At 68.3% G+C, this 26326-nt stretch carries 22 protein-coding genes and 2 pseudogenes; 12 read left to right on the forward strand and 12 right to left on the reverse strand.

The features are described 5' to 3' along the window. Positions 1-427 precede the first annotated feature (427 nt). On the forward strand, positions 428-1309 hold the full coding sequence (locus ABZW18_RS05860; RefSeq protein WP_356182649.1) for an alpha/beta hydrolase: 882 nt from the start codon (positions 428-430) through the stop codon (positions 1307-1309). Between the two features lie 4 nt (positions 1310-1313). Beyond that, a complete protein-coding gene (locus ABZW18_RS05865) occupies positions 1314-2135 on the forward strand; it encodes a hypothetical protein (protein WP_356182652.1) in 822 nt (273 codons plus the stop codon). On the opposite strand, the gene ABZW18_RS05870 is transcribed toward ABZW18_RS05865, so the two are convergent. The 5 genes from ABZW18_RS05870 to ABZW18_RS05890 form a co-directional block, all read right to left on the reverse strand. Continuing rightward, entirely contained in the window at positions 2122-2967 is an 846-nt protein-coding gene (locus ABZW18_RS05870) for a phosphotransferase (RefSeq protein ID WP_356182655.1), read from the reverse strand. The two genes, ABZW18_RS05865 and ABZW18_RS05870, sit on opposite strands and share 14 nt — an antisense overlap. Before the next feature lie 160 nt (positions 2968-3127). Beyond that, complete coding sequence (locus tag ABZW18_RS05875; protein WP_356182658.1) at positions 3128-3667, reverse strand: hypothetical protein; 540 nt, start codon at positions 3665-3667, stop codon at positions 3128-3130. A gap of 543 nt (positions 3668-4210) precedes the next feature. After that, positions 4211-4477, reverse strand: a complete 267-nt coding sequence (locus ABZW18_RS05880) for a hypothetical protein (protein WP_356182660.1) — start codon at positions 4475-4477, stop codon at positions 4211-4213. Then, positions 4474-5136: a ParA family protein gene (locus ABZW18_RS05885; RefSeq protein ID WP_356182662.1), complete on the reverse strand. Its 663-nt coding sequence runs from the start codon at positions 5134-5136 to the stop codon at positions 4474-4476. The genes ABZW18_RS05880 and ABZW18_RS05885 overlap by 4 nt, the downstream gene beginning before the upstream one ends. A 60-nt stretch (positions 5137-5196) precedes the next feature. Further along, positions 5197-5580, reverse strand: a complete 384-nt coding sequence (locus ABZW18_RS05890) for a hypothetical protein (RefSeq protein WP_356182665.1) — start codon at positions 5578-5580, stop codon at positions 5197-5199. Positions 5581-5714: 134 nt separating this feature from the next. Between ABZW18_RS05890 and ABZW18_RS05895 the strand changes: the two are divergent. Further along, positions 5715-6403, forward strand: a pseudogene (locus ABZW18_RS05895) (transposase); the annotation flags it as partial. Between the two features lie 132 nt (positions 6404-6535). On the opposite strand, the gene ABZW18_RS05900 reads toward ABZW18_RS05895, so the two are convergent. Next, the gene (locus ABZW18_RS05900; RefSeq protein ID WP_356182915.1) at positions 6536-6787 is read right to left on the reverse strand and encodes a hypothetical protein; all 252 of its coding nucleotides are present in this window, start codon (positions 6785-6787) and stop codon (positions 6536-6538) included. Between the two features lie 73 nt (positions 6788-6860). Further along, positions 6861-7442: a hypothetical protein gene (locus ABZW18_RS05905; RefSeq protein WP_356182667.1), complete on the reverse strand. Its 582-nt coding sequence runs from the start codon at positions 7440-7442 to the stop codon at positions 6861-6863. Positions 7443-7724: 282 nt separating this feature from the next. Here ABZW18_RS05905 and ABZW18_RS05910 point away from each other — a divergent pair. Beyond that, a pseudogene (locus ABZW18_RS05910) lies at positions 7725-7927 on the forward strand (IS5/IS1182 family transposase); the annotation flags it as partial. Here ABZW18_RS05910 and ABZW18_RS05915 read toward each other — a convergent pair. The 4 genes from ABZW18_RS05915 to ABZW18_RS05930 form a co-directional block, all read right to left on the reverse strand. Beyond that, positions 7837-8301 (reverse strand): helix-turn-helix domain-containing protein, encoded by a 465-nt coding sequence (locus tag ABZW18_RS05915; protein WP_356182670.1) that lies wholly within the window; start codon positions 8299-8301, stop codon positions 7837-7839. The pseudogene ABZW18_RS05910 and the gene ABZW18_RS05915 sit on opposite strands and share 91 nt — an antisense overlap. 61 nt (positions 8302-8362) lie before the next feature. Continuing rightward, on the reverse strand, positions 8363-9190 hold the full coding sequence (locus ABZW18_RS05920) for an APH(3'') family aminoglycoside O-phosphotransferase (RefSeq protein WP_356182673.1): 828 nt from the start codon (positions 9188-9190) through the stop codon (positions 8363-8365). Between the two features lie 181 nt (positions 9191-9371). Continuing rightward, positions 9372-10007: a hypothetical protein gene (locus ABZW18_RS05925; protein ID WP_356182676.1), complete on the reverse strand. Its 636-nt coding sequence runs from the start codon at positions 10005-10007 to the stop codon at positions 9372-9374. Between the two features lie 472 nt (positions 10008-10479). Next, positions 10480-11193 carry a helix-turn-helix domain-containing protein gene (locus ABZW18_RS05930; protein ID WP_356182679.1) on the reverse strand — a complete coding sequence of 238 codons (714 nt, stop codon included), beginning with the start codon at positions 11191-11193 and terminating at the stop codon, positions 10480-10482. 183 nt (positions 11194-11376) lie between these two features. Here ABZW18_RS05930 and ABZW18_RS05935 point away from each other — a divergent pair, with 183 nt between their 5' ends. Beyond that, the gene (locus tag ABZW18_RS05935; protein WP_356182682.1) at positions 11377-12429 is read left to right on the forward strand and encodes an alcohol dehydrogenase catalytic domain-containing protein; all 1053 of its coding nucleotides are present in this window, start codon (positions 11377-11379) and stop codon (positions 12427-12429) included. A 171-nt stretch (positions 12430-12600) separates the two neighbouring features. On the opposite strand, the gene ABZW18_RS05940 is transcribed toward ABZW18_RS05935, so the two are convergent. Then, positions 12601-15429, reverse strand: a complete 2829-nt coding sequence (locus tag ABZW18_RS05940; RefSeq protein ID WP_356182685.1) for an AAA family ATPase — start codon at positions 15427-15429, stop codon at positions 12601-12603. 148 nt (positions 15430-15577) lie between these two features. Here ABZW18_RS05940 and ABZW18_RS05945 point away from each other — a divergent pair, with 148 nt between their 5' ends. From ABZW18_RS05945 to ABZW18_RS05975, 7 genes are all read left to right on the forward strand, one after another. After that, on the forward strand, positions 15578-16258 hold the full coding sequence (locus ABZW18_RS05945) for a helix-turn-helix domain-containing protein (RefSeq protein ID WP_356182689.1): 681 nt from the start codon (positions 15578-15580) through the stop codon (positions 16256-16258). A gap of 405 nt (positions 16259-16663) precedes the next feature. Continuing rightward, complete coding sequence (locus tag ABZW18_RS05950) at positions 16664-17629, forward strand: hypothetical protein (RefSeq protein ID WP_356182692.1); 966 nt, start codon at positions 16664-16666, stop codon at positions 17627-17629. A 74-nt stretch (positions 17630-17703) separates the two neighbouring features. Beyond that, positions 17704-18156 carry a DoxX family protein gene (locus ABZW18_RS05955; protein ID WP_356182695.1) on the forward strand — a complete coding sequence of 151 codons (453 nt, stop codon included), beginning with the start codon at positions 17704-17706 and terminating at the stop codon, positions 18154-18156. A gap of 1122 nt (positions 18157-19278) precedes the next feature. Then, positions 19279-21954 carry an AAA family ATPase gene (locus ABZW18_RS05960; RefSeq protein ID WP_356182698.1) on the forward strand — a complete coding sequence of 892 codons (2676 nt, stop codon included), beginning with the start codon at positions 19279-19281 and terminating at the stop codon, positions 21952-21954. A 173-nt stretch (positions 21955-22127) separates the two neighbouring features. Beyond that, on the forward strand, positions 22128-23525 hold the full coding sequence (locus ABZW18_RS05965) for a terpene synthase family protein (RefSeq protein ID WP_356182701.1): 1398 nt from the start codon (positions 22128-22130) through the stop codon (positions 23523-23525). A gap of 4 nt (positions 23526-23529) precedes the next feature. Next, positions 23530-24945, forward strand: coding sequence for a cytochrome P450 (locus tag ABZW18_RS05970; RefSeq protein WP_356182704.1), 1416 nt, complete (start codon positions 23530-23532; stop codon positions 24943-24945). A 740-nt stretch (positions 24946-25685) separates the two neighbouring features. After that, positions 25686-26243 (forward strand): hemerythrin domain-containing protein, encoded by a 558-nt coding sequence (locus ABZW18_RS05975; protein WP_356182707.1) that lies wholly within the window; start codon positions 25686-25688, stop codon positions 26241-26243. The last annotated feature ends 83 nt before the right edge of the window (positions 26244-26326 follow it).

Consider the following 26326-nt stretch of genomic DNA (forward strand, 5'->3'; position numbering starts at 1 on the left):
CGCCGGTAGGCGGTGCCCAACGCCGACTGGGGCGCCGCGAGCAATCAGTGACCGTCTCCGCCTTCACCGATGACATGCGCCACGGCCCGCCGGGGTGACGGGAGCCGGCCTCCCGAACGTTTATAGTTGAATTCGACGTCATGTTCAACCTGTTCCCGGGAGGCTCGGGGAAGCACGGGGTCACGGGCCGGCGCCGAGGGCACCGGGATCGCCCCCGCCCCTCAGGCCCTTGCTCGGAGCGCGGCCCACACATTCAGCGCCCCGCGGGCCGGAACCTGGCCAAAAGGGTGGCGCGGCGGGTTCCGGCCCGACACCTGGCCAAAAGGGTGGCGCGCGGCTGCCGCTGTGAGAATGCGGGTGCGCTCGACCTTGACAATCCGTTTCCACGACTGAAAGCTGACCGACCAGTCGGTATGAAAGGCGGATCGTGACCAAGCTGAGCATCTCCACTGGTGCGGGCGTGTTCGACGCGGTCGTGGCGGGTCCGCCCGAGGGCCGCCCGGTGCTGCTGCTGCACGGCTTCCCGCAGACGGGGCTGGTGTGGCAACGGCAGATCGCGGCGTTGGCCGCGCAGGGCTACCGGGTAGTGGCACCCGACCAGCGTGGGTACTCCCCCGGGGCCCGCCCCGAACGGCCCGAGGACTACCGCATCAGCGTCCTGGTCGACGATGTGGTCGCGATCACGGAGGAACTGGGCTGGGCGTCGTTCGACCTGGTCGGCCATGACTGGGGAGGCGCGGTGGCGTGGTGGACCGCCGATGCCCACCCCGGCCGCGTACGTACCCTGACGGTTGTCTCGACCCCGCACCCCGGCGCTCTGGCCACCACCCTGCGCACCGACCAGGACCAGCGCGAACGATCGCACTACATGATCGACTGGCGCGAAACGCCCGCGACCGAAGAGCGCATGCTCGCAGGCGACGCCGAGGAGCTTCGCGCCGCTTACGCCGGGAGGATCCCGCAGGACAGTGTGGAGGCCTACGTGCGGCACCTGTCCCAGCCGGGCGCTCTCACCGCGGCGCTGAACTGGTACCGGGCCGGCCGCCCTGACGGCGCGATCGGCGTCATCGACGTGCCCACGCTGTACGTCTGGAGCACGGAGGACAGCGCGTTCGGCCCGGCGGCCGCGCAGGAGACCGGGCAGTGGGTCAACGGGCCGTACCGGTTCGAGACCCTCCAGGGCGTCAGCCACTGGGTCCCCGAGGAGGCGCCCGAGACGCTGAGCCGCCTGCTGCTCGAACACCTGCGAGCGCACGGCGAGTACGGAACCACCGCGAATACCCCGTCTGTCGACTCTCCGAAGAGGTGACCCCATGAAGACAGCGCGATCAGCCTGGCGCCGACTCGAGCCCGTACACGCCATGATCTACTTCGCCCCCGAGGGAAGGCGACGGTACGCGGACCTCGGACTGAGCGGACGCGCCGGGTACTTCGCCTCCCGGAGCGCCGCCTTCGGCCGAGCATCCGCCGAGCTGGTCATCTCGACCTTCTACAACTTCAACCCCGATTTCGTACGGAAGGCGGTCGACGGGGCCTGGGACGCGGCGACGCCGCAGCAGGTACTGGACGCGCGGCACGCCGCCGCGAGCGAGGCCCTGCGGCGGGCCGGGATCCACGAACTCCCCGCTCTGGACGAGGTCCTGGCGCTGACCCGCAGGGCCGCCGAGGCGGCCTGCGAACACGCGCAGGGCCGCCCGCTGTTCGCCGCACATGCCGCGCTGCCCTGGCCGGAGGAACCGGTACTGCAGTTGTGGCACGCCCAGACGCTGCTCCGGGAGTTCCGTGGAGACGGCCATGTCGCGTGTTTGCTGAGCGAGGGCGTCGGGGCCTTGGAGTCCCTGGTTCTGCACGCTGCCACCCGTGAGGTTCCCGTCGACTTCCTCAAGGGAAGCCGCGCATGGCCCGAGGAGGAGTGGGCCGGCACCGAGGAGCGCCTGCGCACGCGCGGTCTCCTCGACGGCGACTCCCTCAGCCCGGAGGGCGTACGCCTGCGCCAGCACATCGAGGACCGCACCGACCGCCTGGCCCTTCCCGCCTACGCCGCCCTCGGTGACGCCGACTGCGAACGTCTCGCCGAACTCGCGAGCCCCTTCGGCCGCGCCGTCGTCGAAGCCGGCCTCCTCAAGCTCGGCTGACCGGGGTCCAGGAGTCCTGAATGGCGCGGTGCAGGTCAAGTAGCAGATCCCGGCCGTCCATCTCTCGCTCGCTGATCGGGCGCCGCGCCCGGTAGGCGGTGAGGAAGCGCCGCTCCAGCGTTGGCGCGGCGTCTGGCGGTTGCCGGGCGGTCAGGAACAGCTGCCAGCTGACAACGTCGTGGAGCAGAGGTCCCCAGCTGGGGCTACCCCAGTCGATCAGCGCAAGTGCAGGGGAGTCGGGGTCCTGCAGGATCTCCGGTGCCGGGTCGCCGTAGAGCACGCCCTCGCTCAGCGGCGCACTGGTGCGGAAGTCGGCTATGGCGGTCAACGCTCTTCTCAGGGCAGCGCCGCGGCGTCTGCCGAGGCGTTTGGCCTCACCCTTGTAGTAGTCGAGCATTCGCCCGGCCGGCTGTGGTACGTCCGGAAGGGTCATCAAGGTGTGATGAACGCGCCCGAGGAGGTCACCGGCCTGCTCCGGGGCTGTGTCGGTGGTCAGGTCCAGCGGCGAGCCCGGGATGAAGGTGTGCAGGGCCAGCGTCCAGGGATAGTCCTGGGGCCGGTCAATGGGGCAGCACAGTTTCCCGTCGACGGTGGGGATCGGCGCTCCGGTAGGGATGCCGGCGCGGTCGAGCACGGCGGCGATCCGCAGCCCGGGTTCGACGAATGCGGGGCCGTCGAAGGTCAGCTTCACGGCGTACGGGCCGTCGCTGCTCTCCACCCTCCATACCCGTGAGCGGTCTCCGAGATCGGTCAATTCGGCGGCGAGTCGCGGGTCGGAAAGGTTCCACGGAGCGAGCAGCGGCAGGAGACACTGGTCCCCATCGGGGCTCATGGGTGTTGATCCTCTCAAACGGCCATCAGGAAGCTGCAGGTGCGGTGCGGGCGTCGGGTGGGCCATGGGGAGACCCTTGGGCAGGCCGGAGGCTTCCGGTCACGGCCGGGACCGCCTCCGGTTCGGCTGCATGGGTCCGGGAAGACTGGCGGGTGCGGTCCTACAAGGCGGCGTACGCGCGTTCCAGGCCCTCCGTGTGGCCGCCCCCCATCTCGATGTAGACCTGTCCGGTCGTGACGCACGCGTCCCGGACGACGGCGCTCCGCTCGGTGATCCACGCAGCGGTCCGGCAGTAAGTGGCCTCGTCGGCCCCTTCGAGCCAGTGCGGGGCGATCCGCAGATCGTCGACCGTCAGCGTGGTGTTGCCGAGGAAGACCGCGGCTACCGGAAGCCCGAAGCCTGCCGCGGCCGCGGCCGCGGCAGGCGTGACGATGTCGCCCTCGACCACATAGCACTCCGACGGCTCGGGCTCCTCACCGATGCCGTCCGCCACCGCGCGCAGGAACTCGATGAGGAACGGCTGCGCCAACTCCGCCTTGTCGGAATGCGTACCGTGCCGTACTCCGTGGTGCGGGGCCGCGTTCTGCAGCATCGACACCAGCGTGTCGGTCGAGCACCCCGGGATGCGGTCCCGATCCAGCAGCATCCGGGCCAGCGTGCTCTTGCCCACCCTCGGCGGACCGCCAATCAGATAGATCACGTGCGGGACCGTAGAGGCAGGGCGTGGCTCGAGCAACGCAATTACCCGCGATGCGGTGGAACTGGTGACGAACAGTTCCCGTGCAGCGGACGAGCGACCGGGGCGATGCCGAGTCACACCGCCAGGTGTAGTCAGCCCAGCCGCCGCGGCAGAGCCGCCGAGGCCGCATCCTGCCGCGATCAGCCATCCCCTTGCACACGGATATCGCTCTGCGACCAGCCGGGCCACCGAGGAGCAGCTTCAGTCGCCTCCCGGGTCCCATCACCATGAGTGACTGACATCGAACTCATCGACATTGATCACGACAGGCGCCCGAACGCCTCCCGAAGTCACCGACAAACGACTCCCGCAGAGGCCTGTTTCGGCGGCTGATGATTAGCCGCTGCAGGCGTGGTTGGCCAGCCCGGTGCTGATTTTCGAACCGGTAGTAGCGGATGTCGGACGACAGGATTTGAACCTGCGACCCCTTGACCCAGCCGCGCGGCAATTCTCCTCGTTTGCGCCACTGTTGGCTTCTCGCGGTTCTGCGTGTCGTCAAGGTCCTTACGGCGCCGTACGTCGGGCGCCGCCGACGGATCGGGCACTGGCGGCGGTATCGACCAGGGTGCGCAGGACGGTCGCCCCGGCGAGCACGAGCGCGGAGACCGGCGGGCCCACCCATCGCGTCAGGTCGCGCTCCAGGTCCGGGTCCAACTCGATGGTCACCCGGACGTATCTGCTGTGCAGCGTGGTGACCTTGGCGGACCGGGGCGCAGCGGTGTCCTGTCCGCGCTGCAACGCCGCGCGGTACTTATCCTTGCGCTGGCTCATGCCTCTTCCTGACGCTTGATGAGTTCATCCGCGAGGTCCATGTACGCCGAACCCGTGACGTGGACCGGGCTCCCGAACGACTGGGCGTACAAGTCGAGCCTCGCGATCTGGGTGTCCAGCACCACGAACCCCCACTCGGTGAGCGCACCACGAGCGTCGGCATCGGGGCCGGTGCGCGTGGCGTCGGGACGATTCGTGCGATTCAGCAGTACTGCGGTGCGGGCCGGCTCGGCGCGCAAGGACTGCACCTCGCCCATCTCGCCACCGATGGGTGCCATCCGGTCCAGTTCGATAGGAGCGGGGGTCACCGGCACGATCCACTGGCTCGCGTACCTCATGATGCTGCGGGCGATACGAGGATGGTCCTCCAACTGCGGCGCGTCGAGCACGACGGCCTGCCGGTTGTCGAGGAAGTCGTTCACGCGACGGTGCACGTCCCCCACCGGCAAGGCGACCACGGGGAACGGAAAGCCATCGGCCAATTCGCTCCAACGCAGCGCGGAGGCGGCTGGATCGCCGTCAACCAGCAGTGGCGAGAAGCCCGACTCATGAAGCGCGTGGGCCAGCCACACAGCACTGGTCGTCTTGCCGACTCCCGGCTTGAGGTTCACAAACGCACAGTTCAGCAGCACGAGAGCCAACTTAATGGGTTTGATCAACTGTTTACGGTTGGCGCGAGGGCGGAGTTTCATCGTTCACTCGCAAGCAGTCAGCAACCGCTACTCCCCCGAAGCCTCTCGTGCCCTGCCGGCAAACATCGGAATCGAGAACTCATCCAGCTGCGTCGAGGCGACGGGCAGGTCGAGCGAACGGCGGACCGACCGGTCACGGGCGGGGGCGGGGGCGGGGGCGGGCGGGAGGCGTGCTCGTGCCGCGTACTGGGGAAGGAGCGGATCTGATGGCTCCCCTACTGGGAAGGTGGCGGTGTCGCCCGCGCCGGTGAGGTCGGGCACGATGTCGTACGAGTCCACCGACACGAGGCGGGACCGTTCCCGGACCTCCCTCGCCGTCAGGTTCGTACCGGGCATGCGGCAGACGCCCTCACCTGTCAACAGCCGGTCCCGCAGCCGGATGACGACCTCTTCGCTGCTGCGCAATGTCACCGAGATACCTAGCCTCGCGCTTTCATGAAACGTAATGTCCGACGGGTGGTCAGACAAACGAAAAGTGCCCCTGACCAGCAAGAATGAGGATTGTCGAGGTCCTTGTTCCTGCCACCGCCGGAGGCACTTCCCAGGTGAAGAAGCGTATCGGGTTCTACCCGCGTGTCCGCGTCGAGGGCGGTGGCCGGGCGGTGGTCTCGCAGGCGAGGCGTCCTGCTGGTGGAGACGGCCCGGAAGACCGGGCTGGACCAGGCGATATCGGCGGCTCTGGCGCCGTGGTGCAAGTCGCGGGCGGTGCACGATCCGGGGAAGATCCTGCTGGATGTGGCCCTGACGGTCGCGCTCGGCGGGGACTGTCTGGCCGATGTGGGCGTGCTGCGGGCCGAGCCGGCCATGTTCGGTCCGGTGGCCTCCGATCCCACCGTCTCCCGCCTCATCGATGCCCTCGCCTCCGCCGGGCCGAAGGCCCTGGCTGCGATCCGCACCACACGGGCCCATGTCCGCGAACACGTCTGGAAGCTGGCCGAACAAGCGGGCCCGGACGCCGGCGGGCAGGTGATCGTGGACATCGACGGGGTGCTCGTGCTAACCCACTCCGAGAAACAGAACGCCGCCGCGACCTGGAAGAAGACGTTCGGACACCACCCGCTCATGGCCTTCGTCGACCACGGCCCAGGTGGCAGCGGGGAGCCGGTCGCGGGCCTGCTGCGGCCCGGCAACAACGGGCAGCAACACCGCCGTCGACCACATCACCACCGCTCAACTCGCCCTGGCCCAGCTGCCGAAGAAGTACCGGCGCGGGCGTCAGGCACTGATCCGGACGGGTAGACAAGCAAGCGGAAGCTCCTGGTGGACAGGCGATCTTGGTCGTGAACCCGTCTACCAGGAGCTTCTTCATGCCCAGACACCGCCCTTCACTCCAACTACCTGCCCGCACAGCCAAGTTGGAAAGGTCTCAGTGGTCCACATTGCTAAGCACGGGAACCGCGTGCCGGTGGTAGGGGATGAACACTTGTTCCCCGTCGTGTGCCCCGCCGCGACAGACCGGAAAGCTGTGATGGAATTTGGTGACCACAATCCCTACTTTGCCGCCGCCCTTGATGCAATCAATGCTGGTGGCGGCTTGAGCTGACGAAGCGCCCATAATGCTCATCCCGGCGAGAGAAACCGATACCAGTGCGGCGGCAAGGAAACGTTGTGTGCACATGGAATCACCTCGTGTTGTGGCTGGTTCAGGGGTAATGCCATGATCGACCGGACGAGCGTCGGCCTGCGGGGCGTCAGTAACGCCAGGGCTGGTCGTTCGGCCGGAGGACCCAGAGCCTGTCGGAGGACGGGTAGGAGGTGTCGAGGTAGAGCGTATTCCAGCTGCCGTTCCCGTACGTGTCGATCGTCAGCGCGAGACTCTTGTTGACGACGGGACGCCAGATCTGCCAGCGCGAGTTCGTGTCGGAGACCGTCTCGGGCTGGAGGTTCCACTTCTGGATCTCCGACCCGTTGCAGGTCTTCACGACGACTCGCATCCCGCGCGTGGGTGAATCGGTCAGCGGCTGGAGGCACTTGTTCGCCGCCACGTTCCTGAGGACACGGTTGTGCGTGCCGTCGGGCAGTCGGTCGCTGACGACCTGTGACGTCCACTCCTCTGTGCTGTACTTCCAGCCTGGGTCCCGCAGGCTGTTGGCGAAGGCACCCTCGGCCGCGGTGTTGTTGTCCACCAGGGCGAGGCGCGAGCCGTCCTTCTTGTTGATGAGGTCGAAGGAGCCGGGCTCAGCTGAGGCGGGCGCGGTGCTGGCGGCGACGAGGCCGGACAAGGTCAGTACGGCGGTAGACGCGGCGATGGCGGTGCGACGAAGCCTGGGCATGGATGTGCCTTCCTTCCGATGGGATGGGGCCTGAACCACGTGGTCGAGTCTGCATGGCAATTGCTGCCTATCGGAGCTTTAGGGGCGAGATTCCAATCAATGGTGTAAAAGCAGCCGTGGGGGGCATTCGCCCTGGGCAGGTGGGGTAGTTTCGCTGGCTTGGACTGCTTGCGCTTGTCAAGACGGCGGCAGGTACGTGGTCGTTGCCGAAGCCTGGGCGACTGGCGCGTTCGAGCCTGACGAGATGAACGTCGGCTTGCGGCGCAACCGCTGGTGCAGGGGATACCGCAGATCCGCTCCCGGCGCGGCCGACGGCGGCGTCGGCCAGGCAAGCTCCATGGCGACAAAGGCTACGACTGCAACCATCTGCGGTGATGGCTAGACGGCTGTGGCATCAGCCCCGCATCGCACGCAAGGGCACGGACTCCAGCCAGCGGCTCGGTCGGTGCCGCTGGACCATCGAACGCACCCTGGCCTGGCTCGCCGGCAACTCCCGCTCCGCGGCCAGCCAGTCACACAGCGCCGCCGCTGTCCAGGTACGGCCCTGCCGCGCGGACTCGTCCAGCAGCGCGGCCAGCGCCTCGCGGTCCTCGCGGGTGACCGAAGCCGGGCGGCCCGGGCGCGGGGCATCCGCCAGCACGTCGAACCCCCCGGCCTCGTAACGGTGGACCGCGCCGCGCACCGTGACCTCATTGCATTCGAGCAGGTCAGCCACCTCGTGCACGGTCAGCCCCCGCCCCATCAGCCGTATGCAGTCCAGACGCAGCCTGGTTCCCGGTGCGAGATCACGTGCCCGCAGACGCTCACGCACCTCGCGTTCCTGATCAGACGTCAACAGCACACGCAAGATCTTCGGCATGGGCAGCCCCTCCCTGCCCCCACCTCATACCCGACCGCGGCCACATCACCAAGACCGCTGCTTAGCCCCAGGTGAGCGGGTCGAGATGGAGGTAGAAGCGCAGACGGTCGTGGTCGAGGGAGATGCCGTACCTCTCGGCGAACGCCGCGTCCGCGGCCCGCGCCCGCCCCTCGTCCGTCCATGTCTCCCGCGCGCTGGTGAGCAGCAGCGCCAGGTCGGCGTAGCGGTCGGCCAGCCCGAGGCGACCCAGATCGATGAAACCCAACACGTCCAGGGTCTGCGGGTCGAGGACGATGTTGGGCAGGCACAGGTCTCCGTGGCAGACGACCGTGTCGGCAGCCTCCTGGTCCCGTCGCCGCGCGACCTGCGGGACGAGGCGGGCCAGCAGCTCCGCGGCCGGCGTGTGCTGCTGCTCGACAGGGAGAAACTCCGGGTTCACCGCGCCACGGGTCACGACGTCGCGCGCTATGGCGACCATCCCGTCCAAGTCCCGGCGGAACGGGCACTGCTGTACGGGTACGTCGTGTAGCCCGCGGACCGCGTCCGCGATGCGTTCCCAGGAGGCGCGCAGGTCCGCGGCGGACACTTGGTCGGCGGGTACACCGGAGACGGCACCGGTCACAAGGCAGGCGCCCGCATCGCCAGAGTGCCAGTCAAGCACCCGTGGCCCCGGGACACCCTGGTCGCTCAGCCATGCGACCCGGTCGCGCTCGGCCTTCAGGTCGACTGCGCCCGCTGCCACTACGCACTTGGCGTACCGGGTGCCGTCCGCGCTGCGGAAGACGGCGGCTCCCGATTCGCCCGCGGTGACCGGCAGCCAGTCGCCCTCGCCGCTACCCTCACCCAGCAGCACCGGCGACACGGTCTGAGGTCCGGGACGATCACTCATGGCGGCCACTCTAAGCGGATGGATGCGGTGAAGTGCGCTGCCGATCCCGCGCCCTCCGCGGTGGTCGCGCTGGTCGCGGGTTCGGGAGGGGGAAAGGATCAGCACCCCACTTCGCCGTAACCGCTTAGACACACGGACGTGGCGATCCCCACCCGGTCACGTGGATGGCCCAGTTTCAGTCTCAGCCGGGAAGACCCTGAATCTTGCTGACGAGAACACCGGCCGATTTAGCTGTCTGCTGCAGCCCAGAACCGGGGTCCACAGAATTCTCCAGCACCATTACGGGCTGAAACTGAGGCTGCGAGGACATAGAGCGGACCGACCTGCCAATATGCGAGACGGCCTCTTCCAGTCGACCTGGTCCGCCACCACTCAGCGGCTCGGGGCTCGCTACCCAGACCCCATATGCAGTCCGCCCGCCGATCCAGCCGAGGTCGAATTGTGGAGCGCGGCGGGCTGGGCCTCGAACTTCGCGTGACATCCGTCCAGCGATCTGATCAATCAGCCGCGACAAAACCTTCTCATGTCCAGGCGTTCCGCGCCCGAAGACGCGAGCCTCAAGCTGGCCGATCCTGCGAGTACGCAGACCAAGCCGGTCGAACGGTCCACCGAGAATTCCATCGCCGACCTCGGGTACTACCGCTACTTGGTCACCTTGCATCTTAAGATCCCGACAACGGGCCGGAGCTCCGAACAGAAGATCCGAGTAGCCGGCGGCGTCGACCACATGAATATGCTGTCCCGCTCTGCGCGACTGCATTACTTTCAGGAGCTTTTGGCTCAGCCCCCGGTCCACGTCCTTGACGTTGCCCGCCAACTCTCCATGCACGACGAGCGTTACTCTCCTGGAGAATCCATTCTGACAGGTGGCTCCTAGTCTCTCGGAACGAGAGATGCAGTCCTTACGGAAAACCCATTCTCCATCCACCAGAGTCTTTCCGGTGAACATGAGTGTCTGGCCTCGGAGTTCACGTATCCATCCGGTACACACTGCGGGCACTCTCGTCAGCCTCCCCGGTTTGAACAGCCTCCATCGCGCAGAGTACTTCTATCGGCAGTTATGGGAAGGCGTTTCCGAGCACTACGGCACACGTATTGCGCAGTCGAGCCGCCTGCCACCCGTACTGGGCACTGCGCGCTACATGGTCAGGGACCGTGACCGGAAGTTCCCCGACCTGTTCGATGCCCTCCTGGTGGATGCAGGATGCAGGGATTGAAGTCGTACTCAGCGGCGTTCGATGCCGGGCGCCGTGCTGATGGGCTGGAGGGGTCTGGAGGGACCGGACCGGTCAGCGAGCTGGGGCCTGCCGACCGGTCCGGTCCTTCAGGTCTCGCTCTTGCAGCAGTCGTTCAGTCTGCTCGGACACAGGTGCGGCCAGCAGTGCGGTGACCAGGTCGACCAGCCGGCTCGTGAACAGCCGGTCGTCCCTGCGAGGGCGGGCGGCGGCACGGGCGGCGAGTTCGGCGTGGCAGAAGCGCAAGGCGGTGAAGCGGGTGTGGAGCACCGTGGTCGACTCGGGACGCAGAAGAGGCTCCACCAGCCGCCGCCAGGCGTAGATGCTTGACCCCTCGTTCGGCACGACGAGCTCTACCAGGGGTTCGGGCCGGTTGAGCAGTTCGGCCACGATCTGCAGGAACTCGCGGCCGCCGTCGGGGTCGGCGAGTTTCGCGGCGGCCGGCAGCACCAGGGCAGCGGCGAGGGAGCGAAGATCGACAGTGCCGCTGTCCTCGTACTGCTGCAGCAGTACTTCCCGGCGGGCGTCCACCGCTGGGAGGTGTTTGGCGAGTACGGCCCGCAGCAGACCCGCCCGGTCGCCGAAGTGGTACTGCAGGGCCATCGCGTTGCGCTGGCCGGCGGCCCGTTTGATCTCGCTGAGCGAGACACCATCGACGCCCTTCGCCGCGAACAGCTGCTCGGCGGCGCGGATGAGTGTGCCGCGGGTGTCACGGGGCTTCCGGCTCCCGGGCGGCGTGGCCGGTTCGGGCGTCTCATGTGCTGTCACGGCTGCCCATCGTAGCGCCATCGCGCCAGGGTGATACGCTCGCATTAAATCTTAATTCAAGCACCTTGATGCGCGCGGGAGCCCATCCATGTCCTGGGACTTCGAGACCGAACCCGACTTCCAGCGGCAACTCGACCGGATCGATGCCACCGGCGCCACCCTGCGCCTGGACGGAGGAATCCAGTGAAGGCACTGACGTTCCACGGCCGCCACGACATCCGCTACGGGGACGTTCCCGACCCGGCCGTCACCAGCCCCACCGATGCGGTCGTCCAGGTCACCACGGCCGGTATCTGCGGCAGCGACCTGCACATCTACGACGGCAACGGGTTCAGTCCGGAGATCGGCTACACCCCGGGACACGAGTGCGTCGGCGTGGTCGTCGACACCGGCGACCAGGTCACCCGCTTCAAGCCCGGCGACCGGGTCCTGGTTCCCGCCTCGGCCGGCTGCACCCTGTGCAGAACCTGTGCGAGGGGGCTCACCGGCAGGTGCGAGCGCGCCCAGGCCCCGACGGACCTGTGCTACGGAGTGAGCCCGCAACTTCCGGGCAGTCAGGCCCAGGCCCTGGCGGTGCCCCATGCCGAGGTCAACCTGGTGCACCTGCCCGAGAGCATCTCCGACGATGCCGCCGTCGTCCTGACGGACAACGCCCCCACGGCCTGGTACGGCTGCCGCCGTGCCCGCATCCAGCCCGGCGAAACGGTCCTGGTCATCGGCCTCGGGCCGGTCGGCCTCATGGCCGCGCAATCCGCCTTCGCCATGGGCGCCGCCCGTGTGCTGGGCGCTGACCTGGTCGCGGAGCGCCGCGCCTTCGCCGCCACCCTGGGCGTCGAGCCGGTCGAGGGCGAGGACGCACGGACGGCCGTACGGGAGATGACCGCAGGACGCGGACCGGACGCCGTGGTAGAGGCCGTGGGCTCGGACGCCACCCTCGAACTCGCCCTCAAAGCCGTCCGGCAGGCCGGCCGGGTCAGCGTCATCGGGGTCAGCCAGAACAAGGCGTTTCCCTTCCACATGGGAATGGCCCAGGTCAAGGAGCTGGAGTTCGCCATCGGACTGTGCTCCATTCATTACGAGCTCCCTGCCCTGATCGCCCTCACCCAGGCCGGACGGATAACGCCGGAGGTCGTGGTCTCCCACCGCTTCGCCCTCTCCGAGGGCCCCGCGGCGTACGAACTGTTCGACAGCCGCGCCGACGGTGTCCGCAAGGTCCTTCTCGACCCTGCCCGCTGATCCGTCCCGGTGCTGCCGCCCGCTGATCCATCCCGGTGCTACCGCCGCGTCATGCACCCCCGTGCCGACGGCAGCACCACACCTCCGACCGCCGTCGCACGCCGGGAAGCACGGAAGATCCGCTATGAAGCCGCACCGACGAAGTGGGCTGGGTCGCTGACCGACCACGGTTCACTCGCCGCAGCCGGTCCCGGTCGTGAACCGGCGGATCAGGTCGGCGCGCGAGGTCATACTGAGTCGCTCGAAGATACGGCGCAGGTGGTAGTCGATGGTGCGTGGGCTCAGGTAGAGCCGGGCGGCCACCTCCTTGTTGGTCGCCCCCGTCGCTACCAGCCAGACGATCTGGCGTTGACGTGAGGTCAGTGTCCTCGCTGCGATGCCCAGATCAGGAATGTCGCTTTCCGCGGTGTCCGGGTCACGCCAGTCGTCACCGCCGGCCCGTAGTTCGGCCCGTGTCCGGTCGAGCCATAACCGTGCTCGGTGCCGCCGGAAGACCTCTGCCGCTTCCCGGAGTTGGACTCGCGCGTCTCCGCGTCGGCGCTCCCGGTTGAGGTATTCGCCGTAGAGCAGGGCTGTGCGGGCGCGCTCGAGTTCACGGTCGGCTGTGCGGTGCAGGCGCAAGGCATGCCGGAAGTGCGTTTCGGCGTCGTCGGCTTCCAGGAGCGCGCGGCAGCGGGCCGCCAGGGCGGCCGGCCATCCCCGGCCGATCGCTTCGGCCCACCGGTTGAAGTTCGCCGCGGCCCGCTCCGCCCGGGGCCGCTCGCCCGCGCGGACGGCTGCCTCCACGTACGTGGGCACGGCCTCGAGCGCGATCCCCGGGTGCCCCAGCCTGGTCCGCGCGAGCCGATGCAGCTTGGTGGCCGCCTCCGCCCAGTCTCCGGAGGCGAGGTCGAGCTGGGCCAGGCCCCACAGGCCGAGAGCAGAGGCGAGCCCCGCGCCGTGTGCCGCCGCTTCGTCGACGACTCGGTCGGTGTACTGCTCGCACGCCTTGGCGTCCCCGGCGAGCCCAGCGGTGAGCATCAGCATTCCCATGAGGTTACGGGCGCAGTTGAGTTGACCGGTCTCGCGGGCGAGCCGGAGCGCCTCGGTGGCGATGAGTGTCGCGGCGTCCGGTCCGCTCAGCCAGCATTCCGAGTAGGCGAGGTACTGCATGGCGTGCACCATGGTGGGCGTGTCACCCGCAGTGCGTGCCAGCGCCACCGCGCGCGAGGCGAGCGCACGAGCGCGGGTGTCGTCAGCGGCGAACAGCGCACCGTGGGAGGCGCAGGCGAGGAGCAGCGGGTCTTTCACCTCCGTGGCTGCGTCAGGTCGCTCACGGTCGACTCCCCCACCGTCGGGTCCCCCACGCAACCGGGCCACCGCGGCGGGCAGTCGTCCCTGGAACGAGTCGGCGACTCCGAGGAGAAAGTCGCCGGCGAACCGGATCTCCCCCTGATCCTGTTCCCGTGCGTGCTCGAGCAGGGCCAGTGCACGTCGTCCGGCCTGCACGGGCAAGGCCGCGTTCCCCGCGTGCAGGCCCGCCTCCCCTGCGGCGGCCAGCGACTTGACCGCGAGCGAGGGGTTGTCGGCGGCGAGCACCCCGGCGGCAGCCAGGAGCGTGTCGTACGCATCGGCTGCGGTGGTTTGGTGAAGGGAGATCAGGCCCTGCAGGTATGCCATGTGTCCGCGCAGGGACGTCTGATCCGCACCGACCAGGCGCGTGGCGCGCTCCAGAAGCCGGGCGGCGTGCCGCAGCCGCCCGGCCAGCCTGCTGTAGTCGGCAGCGGTGGCCAGGCGGCGTCCCCGGTGGCCCTCCTCCCCGGTCAGCTGGGCCGAGCGTTCCATCAGCGCCGCGGCGCGAGCCGGCTCTCCACCCCGCCGGGCCCGGGTGGCGTGGCGCTCCAGTTCGTCGGCCAGTTCGGCGTTGGTCTCCGACAGCAGGGCCGCTTCATGCCAGCAGCGACGATCGTCGTCAGTGTCGGCGAACGCGCGGGCCAACAATGCGTGAGCCCAGTGCCGTTCGGCCAGATGTGCCCCGTGATAGATCGCCCGGCGAAGGTCGGCGTGGCGGAAGGACACGGTGGTCGCCGACAGCGTGACCAAGCCTGCCTCCTCGGCGGATTTCAGGGCCGCCGGGTCGATTCCCGCCCGCCCGGCCATGCGGAGCAGGGAGAAGGGGTTCAGGAGCGGTTCGGTAGCCAGCAGCAACAGCAGCCGTCGGCAGTCGCCGGGAAGTCGCCGGAACCGAGTGAGACGGATGTGGATGAGCCGAGGTACGAGCGGTAGTGGATCGGGGAGTTGGGCGGGCTGGCTCAGCTGCGCCGGAGTCAGTGTGTGCAACAGCTCCAGCAGGACAAGGGGGTTGCCTCCGGCCGTGTGGACGAGTGACTCACGGACGGCGAGTGCCACCGGCGAGGGCTGGCACTCCGCAACCAGTCGCAGGCAATCGACGTCGCTCATGCCCGCGAGGTGCAGCACCGGCACACCTGGCATGAGCGCGGACGCCTCGCCGTCCGTCCCGGCCAGGATCAGCACCCGCGCGGTGCTGATCCTGCGGGCCACGAAACCGAGGATGTACCGGGACTCGGCGTCGACCCAGTGCAGGTCGTCGACGCTGATCAGTACCGGACGCCTGCCACCCGCCCTCGCCAGCAGCCCTAGTAACGCGTCTGCGACGAGCAATCGCTCGCGGGGCGGTGGGCTGCGCCCGAGCAACACCCGTTCCACAGCCTCGCGGGAGATCGGCGGGAGCCGGCGGAGGTCGGCGTCCAGCGGCCGGACCATTCGCTGTACCGCCCCGTACGCCAGGGTCTCCTCCGCTCGCACCCCGTCGGCGCAGATGGTGTGGAAGTCGTGTGCCAGGCGCGATGCGTGCCGCATCAGCGCGGTCTTCCCGATCCCCGGATCTCCGGTCAGCAGCAGTGCGCTGCCGCCTGCCCTGCGGCAGGCTTCGACGCTGTCCGCAAGCCGACGGCACTCGGCCTGTCTGCCGATGACTGTGTGCTCAGTGCCATACGTCACGAGCCCGCGCCCTCCAACTTGACGCCCTGTCAAGAATAATGATTATTCTTCCGCTCGTGCGCAACCCGCGGCGCACCTGAATCACCTCCGGTGAGGGACCGGCAGCGGCCGGGGGCCGGATGCCATCCGGTCCGGCTACGCTGGGGCCGTGGCAGAGCCCGATTCCCTCTCAACGCCGTCCAGTGCCTTGATCCGCGACCGGCTGATCGAAGCGGCAGTCCAGGAATTCGGTGAGCGGGGTTACGACCGGGCCCGGGTGCAGGATGTGGCACGCCGCGCGGGGCTCTCGACGGGGGCCATTTACGGCAACTTCCGTAACAAGGCCGACCTACTCGCGGAGGCGGTCGACCACGGTCTGGCAGCCGCGTCACGCAAGCTCGGCCAGGCAATGGACCGCGGTGCTGCCGCCGCCGAAGTGCTCGAAATGATCACAACCGACCTCTCCGATCCACGTCAACGCATGTGGGCACCCCTGATGATCGAAGCGCTCGCCGCTGGGCGCCGTGACGGCGAGGTGGCCCGCAGAGTCCACGCCGCCTTGCACGGGGCGGAGACCCGGCTCACGGACCTGGTCGCACGCGCCCAACAGGACGGCTCGCTCACCGCCGACATCGACGCCGCGGCCTTGGCCCGCCTGGTGCTCTGCGTGTCCATAGGCGTGGACGTTCTCGCTGCTCTGAATGTGACAAGCCCGGACCGCGACGCCTGGACATCCTCGATGCACCGCGTGTTCGCCGGGCTGACCACCGCCGGCGTACTCGCGGATCAGCACCGCCGCGAAACAATCTTCGAGCCCGGGGTCACCGGGGGCACCGCCACGGATCGGTGAAGTCACCAGTCCTGCGCCGGCCGGGCCCGCCCATGACCGAAGAAAAATGCTGGTCAGCAACTCGCCGGGAAGTTCACGGCCTCTGATGCCATGTGATGTCCGTTGACAAGTGGAAGGGCGGACGTCACTCTTCCGGAGAACCGCAGCCAGGTCATATCGGTGACCTCACCGCATTCGACACGGCCCACCGGCCACGCGTCGAGATGAGAACTCGACCGCGACAATCGAACGCGAGTGTCGGCATATTCGACAGCACGCTGGAGCAGGAGATCATCCAGCAGGCCGAGTCGAATCGAGGGCGAATTCCGCGTTTTGCTGCTTTCAGACACGGACCGGCAAAACCATGCGCGGTCCAACGCATCGGCACTTCCCATGTCTGACGCCCCTTCCCCCAAGGAGGAAATTGTGTCTCTGCGAAGTCTCCCGTTCACCGTCGGCATCGCCACAGCATTAGTGGTTGGCGCAATACCAGCCGCCGGCGCCGTCAACCTGCCCTCCGCCGCCGGGCAGAAGACCGCGCCGGCCGGGCAGCAGGCCTCCGCCCCGCAGACCACGACCGTACGGTACGGGCCGTTCACCATCCCCGCCGCAACCGATGACGACCACGGGACCACCGGCAACCGGCTCAAGTTCGGGATCCAAAAGCCGTGCGACAACTGCTTCATTACTGGCTTCAAGCCCAATCTCGTCTACGCCGACGGGTCGAATGCGAACGTCAACACCGGTCCGATGCTGCACCACGTGGTATTGGGCACCCACCGCAGAAGCGATGTCGTATGCAAGGGCCCTCAGCGCCTCTTCGCCTCCGGAAACGAGCGGGTGGAAAGCATCCTGCCATCCGGATACGGCGTCAAGGTCGGCCGGGAGCGGTGGAACATGGTCTACGACCTGATGAACCACGTACCCCAGGACAAGACCGTCTACATTTCCATCACGTTCACCCATGAGCCCGCGGCCGGGTCCTCGCTCAAGCCGGTCACGCCGATCTGGATGGACGCCGGAGGCTGCCTCGGCAGCGTGTACGACGCTCCCGAGGGCGTCAGCGAAAAGACCCGGCGGTGGCGGTCCAGCATTTCCGGAGACCTCGTCCATATGCGCGGCCATCTCCACCACTCCGGCCGCTCCGTGCGGACCGAGAACCTCACCACCGGCAAGCCCCTGTGCACCGTCGTGGCGGAGGAGGGCGGCAGCCCCGAGTTCATCGACCCCCACGGACACAAGGAGATCTCGGACATGCCGCCCTGCAGCGGCAAGCCACTGGGAACGATCAACCGGGGTGATGTCCTGCAGATCACGAGCAGGTACGAAATCAACGGTCACTCGCACGACAACGTGATGGGGATTATGGCCGGTTGGGTGGCCGAGCACTGATCCGAGCGGACGAAGCCGTCGGGCGGGCCGGTTCCCGGCCCGCCCGACCACCACCACCGTCAAGAGGTGATCTGATGAACCTTGATCGGTTCCGCGGACCGGTGCTCGCACTGTTCCGCATCGTGACGGGCCTGCTGTTCCTCCTCCACGGCATGGCCTCGCTGTTCGGGGTGTTCGGCGGCAGCCGCGGTACCGGACACGGGGTCGAGTTCGGCGCATGGCCCAGTTGGTGGGCCGCGCTCATCCAGTTGGCCTGCGGCGGGTTCGTACTCGCGGGACTGTTCACCCGCAGCAACGCGACCATCGCATCCGGCTCGATGGCCTATGCGTACTTCGTGGTACATCAGCCGGTTGCGCTGCTACCGCTGGAGAACGGCGGCGAGCCGGCGGCGATCTACTGCTGGGCGTTCCTGCTCATCGCCGTACTGGGACCGGGCAGCTGGGCCCTCGATTCGCTGATCCGCCGCTCTCGCGGCGACGACAGCCGGGCCCACACCCCCACCGCGACCCGTCGCGCTGCTGCGTGACCGGCCCGGCTGCCGCGCCGTGAATTCACGCGGGACACGAAGCACTACGGCGACCGGCTGGTCTACGAGGCGCTGGGGAGCAGCAGCGCCCGCCCCAAGACTCAGGGGCGGGCGCTGCCGTGTTCGGCACAGATCATCAAGATCGGAGGGATGCTCCGCACTGGTCGGATACCTGGAACACCGTCTCCGTGGCGACAGGCGCGGCCCATACGCGGATTGGAGGTCAGATCGTGCTGGGAGACGCTGATCCACCCGGGGTTGAAGAAGATCGCGGTGGCCCGGTTCTGGCCCTTGCCGCGCTCCTTGCCGCGCGGGTTGATCGCGGACCACATCTTTCACTGGCCCCCGTTCGTACGCCCTCACCCATGCGCTGCATGGGAAAGTTCGTGAACAGCGTCGTGCACTTGTCGGCCGACGCGCAGCGGCCTACCTCGTAGACGCTGGTGCCGCCGAGACGGCCCCAGCCGCCGGTCTTGGTCATCGAGACCGTCTGGTCCCAGGTCAGGGAGTCGTTCTTGGCGACGACATGGCTGATCGACACGTAGGAGAGCCGCCCGACGAGTTGCTCTCGATCTCATCGGCGAACCGGTCGAGGATCTGGAACTCGCCGTGGTTCCCGCGTGGTCGGACGCGACCATCTTCAACGTCAGGTCGCCAAAGTGGAACTGGATCCGAGTATCTTCCTTGATCAGTCCGCGGCCTTCCTGTGCCTACCGGGCCCACTGTCGGTCGGTGTATCGCTCAGGGAACGGGCTGGTGATCTTCTTCGTCGCCATGATGCCTCCACGGACACCGGCTCATACCCCTGGTGTGATGCCGATCGTTCCCGTGCCCGCCGCCCCGCGAGGACGGCGAGAGTGTAGCGCGGCGAAGGTTCTTGAGGGTGAGAGATGCTGTGGCCGTGTCGCTGAGGGTTGGCCGGGGGATACGCTACGTAAACGTTCAACGAGCGGGATCGCCGATATGCATGGCTGCACCGTGCCGGGAGGGAAACGGGTGGTCACGGATCAGACCGACACTCAACGGGTGGCGTTCCGGGCGGCAGCCCGGGGACAGGGTGAGCGGGGCGTGCGGACCATGTCGAGAACTCTTGAGCGAGACACTGAACTGGTTGTTGCTCGGGTGGCGTTGGATGCTGTGACCGGCCGTTCGGCGACGGACTCGGTAGGCCATGCCGAGCGCCGCGGCGGGCTGCTGGCCTTTACCGGGCCCGCTGGAGGGGGCAAGACAACCCTGCTGGACGAGGTGCGCCGGCTCGCGGCCGAGCGTGACTGCACCGGGCTCTTTGCGAAGGGCGGGGAGCAGGAGCACGGCCTCGCCTTCCATGTGGTGCGGCAGTTGTTCCAGCCGCTGCTGGCCTCGTACGCCGAGAGCGAGCGCCGGGAGATGCTGGGCGACTGGTACGGGATTGTCGGTCCGTGTGTCGGGCTGTGTCCTCCCCCGGCGGACGGCGCAGCGCCGGATCCCCAGGGTGTGCGGGACGGTCTGGACTGGGTGCTCACCCATGTGGCGGTGCGGGGCGGCCCGTTGCTCCTGGTCGTCGATGACCTTCACTGGGCGGACGCGGAGTCCCTGGCGTGGCTGACGTCCTTCGCAGGGCGGGTGGAGGAACTGCCAGTGCTGGTGGTTGTCGCCTACCGCCCGGACGAACTGCGCGAGGCTGCGAGCGCGTTCAGCGACATGGCCGAGCGGAACCGGGTGCGTCCGCCGCTGGACCTGGCGCCACTGAGCCCGGGCGCGGTCGCGGACCTGGTGCGCGACGGCCTGGGCGCCGAGGCCGATGACGACTTCTGTCAGGAAGCCTGGCTGGTCACCGGCGGCAACCCGTTCGAGACGGTCGAGCTGGCGGCGAAGGTGCGCGACCGACAGTTGGTTCCCACCCGGGAGAACGCCGGGGCGTTGCGGCACCTGGCTGCCGAGACCTGGGGCCGTGGCCTGGTAGACCGGCTGGGGCGCTTGGGCACGGGCGCGGTGCGGCTGGCCTGGTCGGTTGCCGTCCTGGGTTCGGAGGCGGCTTCAGGACTGGCCGCATCCCTGGCGGCGCTTGGCCAGGCAGAGGCCGCCGAAGCGGCGGATATGCTGCGGGCCGAGCGGATTCTGACCTACGGCCCGACGCTGGAGTTCGTGCATCCGCTGATCGCGACGGCTATTCATCGGGCGATCCCGCCCGGGATCCGTGTGGCGCTGCACGGCAAGGCCGCCTGGGAGCTTGTCGAGTCGGGTCACGGTCCGGCTGCGGCGGCGCGGCATCTGCTGGAGACGCAGCCGGAGGGTGACCCCTGGGCTGCGGAGCAGCTGTGCGACGCGGCCCGGGAGTACCTGGGCCGGGGCGCTCCGGAGGCTGCCCGACGCTGTCTGGAGCGCGCTTTGCTCGAGCCTCCGCCCGCGGGGCTGCGGGCCAGAGTGCTGTATGAACTCGGTTCTCCTGCGCTGCTGCAGGATCCGGTGGCGACGGTGAACCATTTGCAGGCCGCGCTGGAGGAGCCGGATCTGCCGCCGGAGCTGCGGCAGAGCATCGTGATCCGGCTCATGCGGGCGCTGGCGTACTGCGACCGGCTCACCGATGCCTCGGACGTGGCGATTCGGGAGTCCCGTATCGCCACGGACTCGCGTGTGCGCCTGCGCATGCTCATGGAGCACTTCATGGCGGCGGGGTTCACCTCCAACGACCGGGAAGCCCCGGTCCTGTCGCGTCGGCTCACCCAGCTCACCAAGCGGCTGTCCGGTCGGAGTCGGACCGAGCGTTACCTGTTCGGGCTGCGTGGGTGGGATGCGATGGTGCGCGGCGAGCCGGTGACGACCGCGTTGGAGTACGCGCACCGGGCGCTGGGGCCTGGGGAGATGAGCTGGACGGATGAGGAGTGGAGTTTCGAGGTCCCGTCGCTGGTGGCCCTCACCTTCTTGTACTGCGACCGGGCGGACCGGGCCGAGGAACTGTACGCGGGAGCCATCGCGCAGTACGAACGCCAGGGCTGGCGCGGGGTGCACCTCGCGCTCGGTTACAGCCTGCTCGGCTACATCCGCTTCTGGAAGGGGCAGCTCACCGACGCCGAGGACTTCGTTCGCGCCGGGCTGCAGTTGGCCGACCGGCTGGGGCCGGCCGGCACCCACGCGCAGTGGTACGCGGTCGCAGGCCTGATCGAAATCCTGGTGGCCCGCGGGGAGTTCGCGGCCGCCCAGGAACTGGCTGCACACCGTCGGTTCGGCAAACCGTTCCCCTTGGCTGTCACACTTCCCGACGCCCAGACCGTGCAGGGTGAACTGCTGTTGGCGCGGGGCATGGACAAGGAAGCCGCCGAGGAGCTGTCCGAGGTGGGCCGGCGCCTTGACCTGCGCGGTATGCGCAACCCCGCCTGGTGCCCATGGCTGCCTCACCTGGCGCTCGCCTCCCGGACGACGAACGCCGCGCGAGCGCTGGATCTGGCGCAGGACGCGCTGCGGCGCGCCGAGCGATTCGGCACGGCGACGGCCGTGGGCCAGGCGCTGCGTGTGCTCGCCCTGGTGACCGAGGGGCCGGAGGGCATTGCACTGCTGCAACGGGCCGTCAGCGTGTTGGACGTGGCGCCCTCGTCGTACGAGCTCGCGCGCGCTCTGGTCGAGCTCGGCAGCGCTCTGCGCCGTGCCGGCCGCCTTGCAGAGGCCGCCCATCCCCTGCACCAGGGAGTGGACCTGGCCGGTCAGTGCGGGGCAGCAGGCGTTGCGGCGCAAGCCCGCGACGAACTGGTCGCCGCAGGGCTGAGACCGCGCCGCTTGGACATGGCGCTGCACGTGTTACCCCAGCAGAGCGCATCTACGTAGTCAGGGGCGCACGTTGGGCGCTGTGCGCGGTGGGCGTGCACCACCTCGTGAGAGGTGAGCCCCCCAGCAGGGCGATGCTTCGGCTTCCCCGAGCACTGGGGAGCGACAACTATGAGTAGTGTCATATCACTTACCTTCCGCTTCTCCTCGTCTCACTCCCTGGGAGGGAGTCCATGCCCGCTGCTGCGGCACGTGCCGAGGACTACTCCGGGACCGCCCTCACCGATGCCGTGCCGGACCTGATGGGGATCCGGCAGGCCGTCAACGCCGTGCTCGCGGAACCTCTGGCGGCCAAGCGTCGCTCCGCGAGGCCACCGCTCCAGAAGCTCATCAACACCTTGGACGGATTCCTCTTCACCGGCGGCAAGCGGATTCGCCGCTGCCGGTCTGTCCGCCCTCGACCGCGTCCCCTTCCCCGAGGCGGCCGCCGCGGCCTTGCGTCAACTCGCTTACGCAGCCTCTACGAGGACATCATGACCGAGTTCTTCCTGCCCGAACTGCCCCGGCTGCTGCCGGTGGCCTACCACCCCAAGGCCGCACAGATCGAGTTCCGGTCCAACGGCTGGGTGCGCCGCCGACTCGACAGCTGCTTCGCGAACGAGCAGGACCTGCTGTCCTTCCTGCGCCAGCGGAACGGGCTGTACGGACCACTGACCGTGCCGGGCGCCGATGAGCAGCGGGCGCTCGACGTCGCCGACTGGTACCAGTACGTCACCGTCATCGACAGCTCCGTCTCGGACCGCTCGGCGCTGGGCGCCGATGAGGCCGATGCCCGCGCGGTGTTCACCGGCATCATGGCCGACTTCCACGGCGGAGGAGACGGGAACGAGGAACTCCCGTACGGGCTGGCGGGCAAGGACCTGTGGCGACGCATCAGCCCCGGGCTCACTCCCGCGCAGATCCAGCGGTTCGCCGAGACTCTGGAAGCCTTTCTGCGCGGGTGCGCCACCGAGATCCGCTTCAAGCTGACGGACCGAGTGCCGGACTACGAGACCTGCATGACCGTGCGCCTGGACAGCTTCGGCTGCGACTTCATCCGGCTGATGACCGAATACGCGGCGGGCGTCGACATGACCGCATACGACGCGCTGCTCGCGGACGTGCACACGCACGCCATGCGACAGATGATCACCGTCAACGATCTGCTGTCCTGGCGCAAGGAGCACGCCGAGGAGGACAAGATGACGCTGGTCCGCGTGCTCATCGAGCGCGAGGGACTCGGTCTGCAACAGTCGGTCGACCGGCTATGTGAGCTGGTGGAGCACCATGAGAGGGCCTACCTCGCGGCACGGGATCGCCTGCTGCGCGGCCCGCACGGCACGCGCGCGGACATCCGCACCTATCTGAACGGACTGGACCATGTCATCGGTGGCAGCCAGGAGTTCGAATACCTCACCCCTCGCTACTTCGGCGACGGCTACGTCTGGGACGGCTCCACCTCAGGCTGGATCAGCCTCACGGCTCCCGTCACCCGGTTCCGGCCACGTCCCGGCACCGATGCCGATACCGAGGGCGATACAGAGCCCGAACGCAGCACAGGCCGCCGGGCACCATCCTTAACGAGGAGCTGAAGCGTTGGCAGCAACCGGACACACGCGGCCGAGCACCTGCCTGTCGGAACCCGGCATTGCTGCGCCGACGACAGGCGCCGCTCCCGGCCGGCTCCCCGTCCTCGGCCATGCGATACCTCTGCGGCGCCACCCGCTGGAGTTCCTCTCCGCCCTGCCCGCCCGCGGCGACCTGGTCAAGGTGCGTCTCGGCCCTCACCGGGCGTACATGGTTTGCCAACCCGAGCTCGTACAGCAGGTCCTGCTGGACCCGCGTACCTACGACAAGGGCGGCCCCCTGTTCGACAAAGTCCGACCGCTCGTGGGCAACGGTCTGTTCACCTCCGGCTGGGCGGAGCACCGGGTGCAGCGCCGACTGGTGCAGCCCGCTTTCCATCCCAGCCGGATGGCGTCGTACGTCGCCATGATGTGCGAAGAGATCGAAGGGACCCTCGGTGCATGGCAGGAGGGCCACGCCATCGACCTCAACACCATCCTGCACGCGCTCACCGTCCGCGTCACCACACGAACGCTGTTCTCGACCACGATCAGCGGTCGGGCCGTTGCCGAAGTACAGCACTGTCTGCCCATCATCCTCAGAGGCATCTACAAGCGCATGGTCGCGCCGATCGGTCTGCTGGAAAGACTCCCCACCCCGGAGAACAGACGTTTCGACCAGGCGCGCGCACGGCTACGCGCGGTCATCGACGAGACCGTTCAGGGCTGCCGGAGCGCCGGGACCGACAACGGGGACCTACTGTCGATCCTGATCGGTGCTCAGGACGAGGAGAGCGGCGAGCGTTTCACCGACGACGAGATCCGGGACCAGGTCATGACGCTGCTGATCGCCGGCACCGAGACCACCGCGAGCGTCCTGGCCTGGGCCTTCCACCTTCTGGGCCGACAGACCGAGGCCGAGCAGCGCTTGCACGACGAAGTCGACCGCATCCTCGGCGGCCGGCTGCCTGCCTTCCACGACCTGCCCGTCCTCGACTACGCCCGACGCATCATCATCGAAACCCTGCGCCTCTACCCTCCCGCCTGGCTACTCACCCGTGTGGCCACCGTCGAGACCGAACTTGCCGGACACCGGCTGCCACCCGGCACAACCATCCTGTTCAGCCCGTACGTCCTCGGCCGCAACCCCCAACTCTTCCCCGACCCCGAGCGCTTCGATCCCGATCGGTGGCTTCCCGAGCGGGCATCATCCGTGCCGCGCGGGGCGATGGTCGCCTTCGGCGCGGGCAGCCGCAAATGCATGGGTGACACCTTCGGCCTGGCCGAAGCGACCCTCGCGCTTGCCGCCGTCGGTGCGCGATGGCAGCTCCGGCCCGCACCTGACACGACGATCCGGCCGAAGCCGGAGGCGGCCCTGAACACCGGTCCCCTCCTCATGCTCCCCCGGCGCCGCCACCCGGCGCCCCGCAGGCGCGCGCAACCCTGATACCGAAGGCCGGGCGGAACGGTGCCCTTGCCGAAAACCTCATCCACCCAGGTGGGGAAGGAGTGTGCTGGAGTACGGGATCTCGACGGCGGTCGCTCCAGCCAGCGGTCAGCCAGTAGTTCGGCCCGACCACACCGCGCACGCCATCTCCTACCGTCTCCCTACCCGACCCCCTCATGACTGCTATATACAGATCTACACCTTTCTTAGCCTGCCGGGTCGGGTACTCCAGCCGGCTCTCTCACAGCTCCCCCCGGAGCCGCAGAAACCGAACGAGCGCATGCCCGCCCCGCCCCACCGCGACTTCCGCCTGCAAAGGCTCCGTGACCGGCCGCACTTGGCCGAGCTCTGGGCCGGTGCTGACGGGGCCAAGACGATCCGCCACGGCAGCGGCGACCGCCCTGCGGTGCAGGCCACCGGCGCCATCACGCCGGAACACCGCCGACCGCCAGCAATTCGCCGACGACCTGCAGAGCGCCCTCAAATGCCACACGATCAACGACCAGGTCTTCGGCGCACCACCCGGAAAATGGCGCTCTGCCAGGTGCAGGTCACGAGGGACTGCGGGCTCTCGCCGGACCCCCTGTCGCGATGAGCGCCGCAACCCGGTGGCGTGTCCCGCTCGGATTAATCAGAGGCCGAAGGTGTTAACCGCAGGGTCCCCTGGGGAACCCGAGACCCGTCGGTCCGGACCCTCCGGATGGGCATCGGGAGACACCGCGAAGGAAGGTTGTGGCGCTGTGGGACACGGTGGCGACGTCATCGATGAGCTGACCTCCGATCACCGGGAGGTCGATGAGTTGTTCGAACGAATCCAGGCGGCCACACCCCGGAACTCCGAACGCAAGCGGCTTGTGGATCAGCTGACCATTGAGCTGGTGCGGCACTCGGTCGCCGAAGAAATGCATCTCTACCCGGCCGTCCGCAAGCACCTCACCGGCGGCGACACCATCGCGAACAAGGAAATCGCCGACCACGCCAGGGTCGAGGAGCTGTTGAAGGACCTCGAAGGCCGACAGGCCGACGACGAGAACTTCGACCAGCTCGTGGCCTCGCTGAAGACCGAGGTCACCGCCCACGTCCAGGACGAGGAGACCCACCTCTTCGTCCAACTGCGCCAGGCGTGCAGCGAGGAGACGCTGGAGGAGCTGGGCGAGAAGGTCCGTCGTGCGAAGAAGACCGCACCCACCCGGCCGCATCCCAGCGCCCCGGACACCCCGCCCGCCAACAAGCTCCTCGCTCCCGGCGCCGGCCTGGTCGACCGGGCCCGCGACGTGATCACCGGCCGCGGCAAATAAGCCGCCCCGGGCGGCCCACCCCAGCGAAAAGGGTGAACAGCAATGCCTGCAGGCTCCAGCCCCAGGCGTGAGCGGCATCGACC

Origin of the sequence: Streptomyces sp. NPDC004647, assembly GCF_040609575.1 — a bacterium.
In the GTDB taxonomy this organism is placed as follows: Bacteria; Actinomycetota; Actinomycetes; order Streptomycetales; family Streptomycetaceae; genus Streptomyces.

Bases quoted from the DNA above. Each gene is read 5' to 3' on its own strand.
- ABZW18_RS05865 (WP_356182652.1), top strand. From the start codon at position 1,314: ATGAAGACAGCGCGATCAGCCTGGCGCCGACTCGAGCCCGTACACGCC.
- ABZW18_RS05870 (WP_356182655.1), bottom strand. From the start codon at position 2,967: ATGAGCCCCGATGGGGACCAGTGTCTCCTGCCGCTGCTCGCTCCGTGG.
- ABZW18_RS05880 (WP_356182660.1), bottom strand. From the start codon at position 4,477: ATGAGCCAGCGCAAGGATAAGTACCGCGCGGCGTTGCAGCGCGGACAG.
- ABZW18_RS05900 (WP_356182915.1), bottom strand. From the start codon at position 6,787: ATGTGCACACAACGTTTCCTTGCCGCCGCACTGGTATCGGTTTCTCTC.
- ABZW18_RS05905 (WP_356182667.1), bottom strand. From the start codon at position 7,442: ATGCCCAGGCTTCGTCGCACCGCCATCGCCGCGTCTACCGCCGTACTG.
- ABZW18_RS05915 (WP_356182670.1), bottom strand. From the start codon at position 8,301: ATGCCGAAGATCTTGCGTGTGCTGTTGACGTCTGATCAGGAACGCGAG.
- ABZW18_RS05920 (WP_356182673.1), bottom strand. From the start codon at position 9,190: ATGAGTGATCGTCCCGGACCTCAGACCGTGTCGCCGGTGCTGCTGGGT.
- ABZW18_RS05955 (WP_356182695.1), top strand. From the start codon at position 17,704: ATGAACCTTGATCGGTTCCGCGGACCGGTGCTCGCACTGTTCCGCATC.
- ABZW18_RS05965 (WP_356182701.1), top strand. From the start codon at position 22,128: ATGCCCGCTGCTGCGGCACGTGCCGAGGACTACTCCGGGACCGCCCTC.